Raw genomic sequence first — 9,555 nt, forward strand, 5'->3', positions numbered from 1 at the left:
TATGCGGCACGAAAAAATACTGGTAGTAGAAGACGACAGAGAAATAGGACAATTAATAACCACTCAACTTGCTTCGTTAAATTTACATGTTGATCATGTTGTAAGCGCTGAGCTCGCACTTAAAAAAATAGCAAAACAACCATACGGGCTTATTTTACTGGATATAAACCTGCCACAAATGGATGGCTTGAGCCTATGCCGTAAAATTAAAGAGCACTACCCTACCATCTCCGTTATTTTACTTACCGCACTGAGTAGCGATATGGACCGTGTAATTGGTCTTGAAATGGGCGCTGATGACTATATTTGCAAACCCTTTTTTGCTCGCGAATTACAAGCCCGCGTTAAAACACAATTACGCCACCGCTCACAGCTTCTAGCGATTCAAAATAACGAAAATGACCCCACACACAATGAGCAAACACTAAACGTAGGATCGCTGAATATTGAATTTAGCTCACACCAAGTTTATTTGGACGAACAAGCCCTCAACCTAACCGCCACTGAATTTGATTTACTTGTGTATTTTGCTAGACATCCAAACCATGTTTTTAGCCGTCAGCAACTGCTCGATAAAGTGTGGGGGTATCAACACAGCGGATACGAGCACACCGTTAACTCACATATAAATAGGCTACGCGCAAAGCTTGAGCAACATCACCAAGCACCCATTATCGAAACAGTTTGGGGGGTTGGCTACAAACTCAACCCAAGCCAACTCACTTAAGAGCTTTAATAATGAAACTATCTTTGTATAAAAAATTAGCAGTGTCGTTAGTTGTTATATTTTGCTTTATTTGCGCATTAGTTTACAGCTGGAGCAAACAACTGGAACTCACCTCAAAACATCATGCTGAGCAAAATTTACATTTGGCGCTTGCCGAGCACTTAGTACAAGATAATCCACTAATAAAAGAAGGGGTGTACGACTACAAAGCACTCGAAAACCTTTTTCATACCTTAATGCTATTAGGCCCCGCATTTGAATTTTATTTTGTAGATGAAAACGGAAAAATATTAACCTACTCTGCAAAACCCGGAAAAGTAAAACGAAGCCATATTAATTTAGACCCACTAAAACAGCTTATAACTAATCCTAAAAGCGCTCCGGTTTATGGCGACGATCCGCGTAACACTCAAGGTAAAAAAATATTTTCTGTTGCACCGGTTTATAATCAGCAGTCCCTGCAAGGTTATTTATATGTGATTATTGGAGGTGAGGCATACGATACATCTTTAAATACAATTAAAAACAACGACCAACTTTGGCTTACCGCACTGTGGCTTGGGGCTGCCTTAGTTTGTTTATTAATTGCCATGCTAATTTTACTGCGCTTTTTTACTAACCCGATTCAGCGATTAGCCCGTGATGTAAGTAATATTGAAGCGGCTAATTACAGTATTACCGATACAAAGCTCAGTAACTATTCAACCCAAAAAAGCAACGAAGTGCACAGTTTAGGCCGAAGCATTCAAGCTATGGTCAGCCGTATTGACGAGCAATTTAAAGCACTTGAGCAAAGCGATAAACAGCGTAAAGAGCTACTTACCCATTTATCGCACGACTTACGTACGCCTCTTGCCTCTTTGCAGGGATTTTTAGAGGTGCTTAATCAGTCAGGCGCACAGTTAAGCGCTAAAGAACAACGAGAGTACTTGCATGTTTCACTTAATAACTGCGATCAACTTAAACAGCTTATTGAGCAAATTTTTGAGCTTGCTCATTTAGAAAACGGCGAAATAAGTATACACAAAGAAACCTTTAATTTAGGTGAGCTTATTTACGATTGCATTGCTAAGTTTTCTCTTACCGCTGAGAAAAAAGGCCTTAACTTAACAGTAGAGCCGGCAATTTGCGATTTTCCTGTTGTAGCCGATATTGCAAAACTTGAGCGTGTATTGAGTAATTTAATTGATAATGCAATAAGGCACACACCTAAAGGCGGCAGTATAGCTGTACACGTTAAGCGCATTGATCAGAAGCAATTATTTGTGCAGGTTTCTGATACTGGTGTGGGGATTAAGCATGATGAGCTAAACGCTATTTTTAATCCGCATTATCAGGCTTCAAACTCAAATAACGAAGGGCGACAACAGGGTGGCTTAGGGCTGGCTATTTGTAAGGGCCTATTAAAACTTATGGACAGCGAAATCAATGTACAAAGTGAGCTGGGCAAAGGCACTATGTTTAGCTTTAACTTGCCACAAAAAATAAAGGTATAGCCGTTGGCTATACCTTTAAACATTACTTAATTTTATTGTAATTAGGGCGGGTCACCTAGTTTTTAATACCCGCTAAATCAAGAATAAAGGCATAATTAAACGCGGTATCTTCTAAGCGCTTAAAGCGACCTGATGCGCCGCCGTGCCCTGCTTCCATATCTATTTTAAACAGTAGCTTATTACCATCTGTTTTGTAATCACGCAGCTTAGCAACCCATTTAGCAGGCTCAAAGTATTGAACTTGTGAGTCATGCAAACCGGTTGTCACTAACATATTTGGATATGCTTGCTTAGATACTTGGTCGTATGGCGAGTACGAAAGCATATAGTCATAGTACTCTTTTTCATTTGGGTTACCCCACTCGCCATACTCATTGGTGGTAAGCGGAATACTGGCATCAAGCATGGTGGTAACTACATCAACAAACGGTACTGCTGCTACCATGCCTTTATAAAGCTCAGGCGCTTGGTTTGCTACCGCGCCCATTAATAAACCACCAGCACTGCCACCATAAGCAAATATTTCATCTTTAGCGCCATAGCCTTGTGCCATTAATGATTTAGTTACATCAACAAAGTCATTAAAGGTATTCTTTTTAGTTAGTAATTTACCATCTTCATACCAAGGACGACCTAACATTTGCGAGCCGCGTACATGGGCAATAGCATATACAAAACCACGGTCTAGCAAACTTAAACGCGAGCTAGAAAAAGTAGGATCCATGGTGGCGCCATACGAGCCATAGCCGTATTGTAGTAATGGGTTTGTGCCATCCTTTTTAAATGCATCTTTACGATAAACTAAACTTACCGGTACTTTTATACCGTCGCGCGCTTCTACAAAAATACGCTCAGACGCATAATTATCAGCATCAAAGTCGCCTAATACAGCCTGCTGCTTCAATAATGTTTTTTCGCCAGTGGCTAAGTTAACATCGTATGATGAGCCCGGTGTCGTCATACTAGTGTAATACACACGCAGTGTATCGCTGTCTAATTCGTTATTACCATATGCGTTAATTGTATACGCACTGTCGTTAAAGCTTAGTGGTAACTCTTTGCCTGATGTTAAATTACGCGCAATAAGTGTTGATTGGCCCATTTCGCGCTGTTGGTATACTAAGTAGTCGTCAAATAACTCTACACCCTCAAGTTTAATACCCTCGCGCGCAGGGATCACACTTTGCCAATTCGCTTTATCACCAGCTTTATCGATATCTACTTTCATAAGCTGAAAGTTAACGGCATTTAAATTAGTAACAATGTAATAAGTATCACCTAGTTTAGATATGTTGTATTCAAGGTTGCCTTCACGCTCAATAAAACGCTTTGGCTTGGCGTTTACATCGTTTGCACTTATCACTGATAAACCCGATGCATCAGTGCTGCTATGCCAAATATAAATTTCTGAGCCATCTTTGCTTTTGCTCATACCGGTGTAATAGCTTGTGTCTGTTTCTTCGTATACAAGCTCGTCATCACTTTGTGGTTTACCAAGCGTATGTCGATAAACTTGATAACCGAGTAAAGTTTGCGCGTCTTTTTTGATGTAATACACAGTTTTATTATCGTTCGCCCACACAACATTACCGCTAGTGCCTTCAAGCGTGTCTTCTAATAATTTACCGGTGCTTAAATCTTTAATTTTTATGTTGTAAATACGGCGACTCACCGTATCTTCACCATAAGCCATTAAGTTGTCATTAGGGCTTACATTTAAACCACTAACCGCAAAGTAGTCATGACCTTTAGCTAATTCGTTTACGTCTAAAATAACTTGCTGATCGGTCCCTGCAAAATCGCTACTACGTAAGTAAGTAGTATATTCATTATCGCCGCGAGTTTGTGACGAGTAATAGTACTGGCCGTCTTTTACTGGAACAGAATCATCATCTTTTTGGATTCGCCCTTTAAGCTCTTCAAACAAACTACTTTGCAGTGTTTTAGTATGTGCAAGCATGGTATCTGTGTAGATATTTTCAGCCTCAAGGTAACTAATAACTTCTGGCGCTTTGCGCTCGTCATCACGTAGCCAGTAGTAGTCATCAATACGCGTGTCGCCATGAATAGTCATTTCGTGAGGTACTTTTTTAGCGATAGGTGCAACTGCGCTAACTTTTTTTTCCACTTGCTGTGTTTGCACAGTGTTTGTATTTGAAGTGTCGGTAGATGTACTTTGTGGAGCCTTATTACAACCAGCTAAAACAGCTAGTGATAATGCGGCTAGTGTGAATGAAGAACGGAACATTTGTAAATCTCAGTCGTTGTTATTATTGGTAATATTAAATATACCTAATAATAAAGCGCGGTGTGATTTAGTTTGTGAAGCTATGTAAAAAGGGAGCCGAAGCTCCCTTTAAAATAACTAGGTAGTTATAAAATTACTTTTGTTTACGACGACGCATAAATGCAAACGGCGCTACTAGCAATGTAAGCCAAGCTAGTGAACCAGACGAACTCTTTTTCACTGTTTCAGGTGTAACAGTTGCTATTGGTTCAACAGCTTTAGTAATGCTTACTGAAACCGTTGCTGGTGCAGACACATTACCGCGCACATCGATTGCCACAACTTGAATTTCAGCTGTTGAATCACCTGCTAATAGTTCAGAGTTAATTACAACTACTTGTCCATCAGCATCGATACCTAAACCTTGATGAGTATTTGATTGCACATAGTACTCTGATACATCTAAGTCTAAATCTGATTCAGTAATTGTAAGCGCGCCAACAACTGTACCGTTAGCAGCATCTTCAACAACACTGAACTCGCCACCAACTAACATTGGAGCTTCGATTGCAGGAACATCAAGCTCAGAAGCTGACATTACTTTGATAATATCTAGGCCTGAATCTTGCGATAATGCAAATGGGCCACTAGCTTCAACAATTGCTTTCTCACCTGGTTTAAGTGACGTAACTTCTTCACCTGTTTCCATAGAGGTAAGCGTTACACTTGGAGACGCACCAAACGTAGTAGAACCTTCAATGCTATCTGTCTGAGTGAATATACCAGTGTAATATGATGGGTAACCCACAGATGCTTTAAAGTTCATGTTTGCGCCAAGTAATGAACCATCAATATTTAATAGTTCACTACATGTTGAGAAAGTAATAGTGTCTTCGCCAGCAGAATGATAAAGCGGAGTAACCCATGCTAAAGCATCGTTACCTGCGCCATCAGTCGCACCAATTACTGTACGGCTACGTCCTGGGAATGCAGTATCACGACCACGGTCGTTGTAATTTTGCATTAGGTGATCGTAAACACCGTCATTATCGGTATCAATTTCTAGTCTGTAACCCGCTTGGAATACATGTGTTAATGGGTCACGCAATTGAATAGACGACGTTACAAAAATACCTGAATCACAAGAACTGTCTGCAAACGCAGAGAAAGTAGTTGCTAAAATATTAAACTCAGCTTCTTCTTGTGTTTTTTCAGTTCCCATTGCAACAATACTTTCTGCAAATGGTGTTAATTCTGTTTGGCCGCTATTTTCAACAATTAGCGCCATTTCATTATCAATAATTTGAGATGAAACATCTAAGCCTGTAGCAGCTTTAGGCATTGCATGATACACAACGTGCAAGTCGTGATCTGTATCAGTGCTTGCATCATTAAAGACTAATGCACCATCAAACTCTACAGAAGTAAGTGCTGCACTTCTTGCTGCAATGTCGTCTGCACTAAATGGGTTTTCTAATTCCCATACTGGTAGTTTTGTTGGATCAACAGTTAACGTCACATCAAAGTTAACTGACTGGCCTGCAGGAATTGTTACCGACTCAGGGAATTCCCAACTAATTGCCCCCGTATCTTCATCATTTTGGTAGCGAGCTTCCGTGCGTAACGCGTAAGTTTTCGCTTCTGATGAAAAGTTTTTAACTGTTACTGTTTTAGTTAATGAACCAGTTTCAGCCATTGAAATAAGACCAAACGAAAGCGCAGCTTGTTTAGTTTCAAAATCAGTATTATTTACCCAAGCAGCAACGGGTAGGTTTACAGCTTTAGTCACATCAACCAAACCTGCACCAATCATACTAATTGGAGCCAGTTCTGAATCTGGATTAACCGCTAGTGGTTCATTAGTAACATTTAAGTCTGCAGCATTCATTATTGTTGCTTTAATTTCAAATGCATTACGCTCAGGGTGAGCTTCACGAACCATAGCTACTGCGCCGGCTGTAATTGGGCCAGAGAAAGAAGTTCCACTTACAGGTGCTAGCTGATCTTGCGTGCCTGCAGCAGCTACCAAGATACTTGTACCAGGTGCTGTAATCTCTGGTTTTAATAAACCATCCATTGAAGGGCCACGAGAAGAGAACGTCGCTACCGCACCTGCAGTAGTTTTAATTTTAACATCAATATCAAATGTAACTGTATCACCAGCTGCTAATTGCGCCTTTAAAGCTGCACCCGCGGCAAAGTTAATACCTACATTTTTTATTGTTACAGCAGCATCACTACCGCCCATTGGCGCTGGCGTACCATCGTCTACATTATTTGCAATAAATACAAATTCAGCACCTTTTTCTTGTGCGTTTAGTACTTTGGCTGTAAATGCACATGCACCACGATCAATTAATACCGCTTTGCCTGTAAAATCAACATCATCAGCAAAGTCATTACAACCATCTTGGTTTGCGTCTGGGTATACTAAATCAATATCAGCACCAGAGATTGCAAAGTCAACTTGCGGACCAAAGCCAGACGCTTGAATACTTCCTTCAACGCCTGCAACAGTACCAGTAGCTACACCCACTTCGGTTGTTGGATGAGTCATAGCACCTACTGATAATGCATTTGGTGTAGTACTTGGACCACCAATACGGAATGGATGATCACCATCATTACCAGCTGAAATAACCATATTCACGCCTAAATCAACAGCTCGTTGAATAAGGTATTGTGCACCGCCACCTGTGTAAGTATCACCATACTCACCGCCTAGTGACATATTCATAACGTCTACGCGGTCTGAAATGTCGCCATCACCGTTAGGATCCATTGCAGCTTCAAGCGCTGCGGCTTGTGCGGCACTAGGACAGCCACCACCACATACAGAGTAAACATATAACTCAACATCTGGTGCGATACCATTTACCGAGTTTGAAGACGATGTACCATGATTTGTTGGATCACCTGTTGCAGATGAGTTTGCAGGATCGTTTTCAATAGGGTCAGCATCTTCATTAATAAAATCATAACCGCCTTGGACAATACCTTGCGGCCAGCTAACTTCAGTAGGATCAGCTTGAGCTGCTAAATATGCATCAACAGTGCCTTCACCACCAAATGCTTTGTGAGTATAATCAATACCAGTATCTAAAACAGCAACGCGCTGCCCCTTACCCGTTACAACACCATCAATAACTAAAGGTTTAGCATTAATGTAATCAGACGAGTCTGAAACATGCAGCTGGTAATCAAACATTGGTAAAACTTTCTCTACACGTGCATCTTTTGCTATTTCAGCTAAAGCTTCTGGTGTTGCTTGTACTATTAGCGTTGGTGCTAATATTTTTGTTTTACCTATTACTTTTGCATCGAAGTCTAGGCTATTAAGCTCGCTCGTCATAGTATCTTGTAGCTGCTCAACATTCGCTATAATTTCACGACTATTTGCTACTTGATAAGTCCCTGCAGCAACAGCATCAACAGATGTAGTTGCTCGTAGTACAATCATATGTGCTGATGGTTGTTTTTGATCAGATGCTAATTCTTTTACTTGTTCTGCAGCTTGAGGTGAGATCGTTGCTTTAGGCAAAGTTGCTGCGTTAACAAACGTGGCAAGAAATGCGCTTGAGACTGCTGTGGCAATAGCAGTTTTTTTTATTATATTGTTAGCCATTAGTTCCCCTTGGGTAGGTTATGTATTATTGTATTTGTAATAATCAGAATGATTAAATTATGCTAGTGAATATAAAACTTTCAGTGCAGGCCAAGCAACACCTTGGTTACAAACATATGACTGCAAATAAGTAAAAACAACAAATTACACAATAAACCAATGATTTTAAAGAACTAAAAAACCTCCTGCATTTGTGAACTAATGTAAACCAAACCCTAAATTCTCTGGAAAATTAATGAGCAATGACGTAATCAACATTTTAACTATGGCTAAAGTAATACAAACAGCTGTAGCTCCTGTATTTTTAATAACCGGAATTGCAGCCACTTTAGGGGTTCTATCTAATCGTTTGGCACGTATAACAGATCGTGCACGCCAGCTTGAGCGCAAACTAAAAATTAGTATTGATGAGGACTTTAATAAGTCTCTCGCCACTGAGCTACGTGCGCTGTTAAAACGCTCACGTTGTATCCATATTGCTTTTAGTTTAAGTGTATTAAGTGCTCTACTGGTTTGTGCCGTAGTAATGCTATTATTTCTATCACATATTCAGTCGATTAATTTAGGTGTCACGATTGCTAGCTGTTTTGTAGCAGCAATGGCATTACTAATATGCGCTTTTATGTCGCTACTTGGAGAAGTATTTTTGGCAACCCGTAGTATGCGCCGAGGGATGATATTTGCCGATATAGACATAAACGATTAACTTTTAGTTAATTTTGTCTTATTAGCTTGAATAAAAGCAGTAGCTAAGATACAAAAGCAATAGTCGAGACATAATTAACAGGGATTCCAATGATTAAATTAAAACAAGTTTTAGCAGGGGTTGCTTTAGCAACTTGCACACTTAGCGTATCAGCAAACTCAGCTTTTAAAGAGCCAAGCGATGCAATTGAATACCGCCAAGCTGCTTTTTCAATGATCTCAGTGCAAATTGGTGACATGGGCGCCATGCTAAAAGGCAAAGTGCCGTTTGATGCAGAGCAATTTAAAATGCGCGCTAATAACGCAGCCGCTCTTTCTAAAATGCCTTGGGAAGCGTTTTACGAAGGCACAGATAAAGGCGATACAGCAGCACTAGCAGCAGTTTGGTCTGAAAAGGCAACTTTTGTTGAAAAAGCCAACGCCTTTGCTGCAAATGCAGATAAGCTAGCAGTAGCAGCTCAAACAGGCGACAAAGCGGTAATAGGTAAAGCTTTTGGCGCATGGGCTAAAGGTTGTAAAGATTGTCATAAACAATTTAAAGATTAATTTTACTGCAGCGTTAAACTGCATTAAAAAAAGATAATAAAAAAGCACTGAACGGTTAACCATTCAGTGCTTTTTTTATGCTTTATATTTATACCAATTCGCTTAATTAAGTGATCTATTTTGAGGCTGAAAAAACGTGTTGATAGCTAGGTAAAAAACTCGCTATTAAGTTATTCTCGGCAATTGCTCCTGCATTGCTCTACCTTCTGCATCCATGCAGTCGTAAATG

The 9,555-nt window shown here is 40.1% G+C and carries 6 protein-coding genes; 4 read left to right on the forward strand and 2 right to left on the reverse strand.

What is annotated here, in order from left to right; all coding sequences use genetic code 11:
- Window position 1: 1 nt before the first annotated feature.
- Entirely contained in the window at window positions 2-727 is a 726-nt protein-coding gene (locus tag CWC11_RS15400) for a response regulator transcription factor (protein ID WP_138683414.1), read from the forward strand.
- A gap of 11 nt (window positions 728-738) precedes the next feature.
- Entirely contained in the window at window positions 739-2,223 is a 1,485-nt protein-coding gene (locus CWC11_RS15405) for a sensor histidine kinase (protein WP_138683415.1), read from the forward strand.
- A 55-nt stretch (window positions 2,224-2,278) separates the two neighbouring features.
- Here CWC11_RS15405 and CWC11_RS15410 read toward each other — a convergent pair whose 3' ends face one another.
- Together CWC11_RS15410 and CWC11_RS15415 are read right to left on the reverse strand one after the other, a co-directional pair.
- Window positions 2,279-4,471: a S9 family peptidase gene (locus CWC11_RS15410; protein WP_138683416.1), complete on the reverse strand. Its 2,193-nt coding sequence runs from the start codon at window positions 4,469-4,471 to the stop codon at window positions 2,279-2,281.
- 133 nt (window positions 4,472-4,604) lie between these two features.
- Window positions 4,605-8,075: a S8 family serine peptidase gene (locus CWC11_RS15415; protein ID WP_138683417.1), complete on the reverse strand. Its 3,471-nt coding sequence runs from the start codon at window positions 8,073-8,075 to the stop codon at window positions 4,605-4,607.
- Window positions 8,076-8,310: 235 nt separating this feature from the next.
- Here CWC11_RS15415 and CWC11_RS15420 point away from each other — a divergent pair, with 235 nt between their 5' ends.
- The gene (locus CWC11_RS15420) at window positions 8,311-8,781 is read left to right on the forward strand and encodes a DUF2721 domain-containing protein (RefSeq protein WP_058547736.1); all 471 of its coding nucleotides are present in this window, start codon (window positions 8,311-8,313) and stop codon (window positions 8,779-8,781) included.
- 92 nt (window positions 8,782-8,873) lie between these two features.
- Window positions 8,874-9,326 (forward strand): c-type cytochrome, encoded by a 453-nt coding sequence (locus CWC11_RS15425; RefSeq protein WP_058547780.1) that lies wholly within the window; start codon window positions 8,874-8,876, stop codon window positions 9,324-9,326.
- The last annotated feature ends 229 nt before the right edge of the window (window positions 9,327-9,555 follow it).

Origin of the sequence: Pseudoalteromonas sp. S3178 (genome assembly GCF_005886985.1) — a bacterium.
GTDB lineage: Bacteria > Pseudomonadota > Gammaproteobacteria > Enterobacterales > Alteromonadaceae > Pseudoalteromonas > Pseudoalteromonas carrageenovora.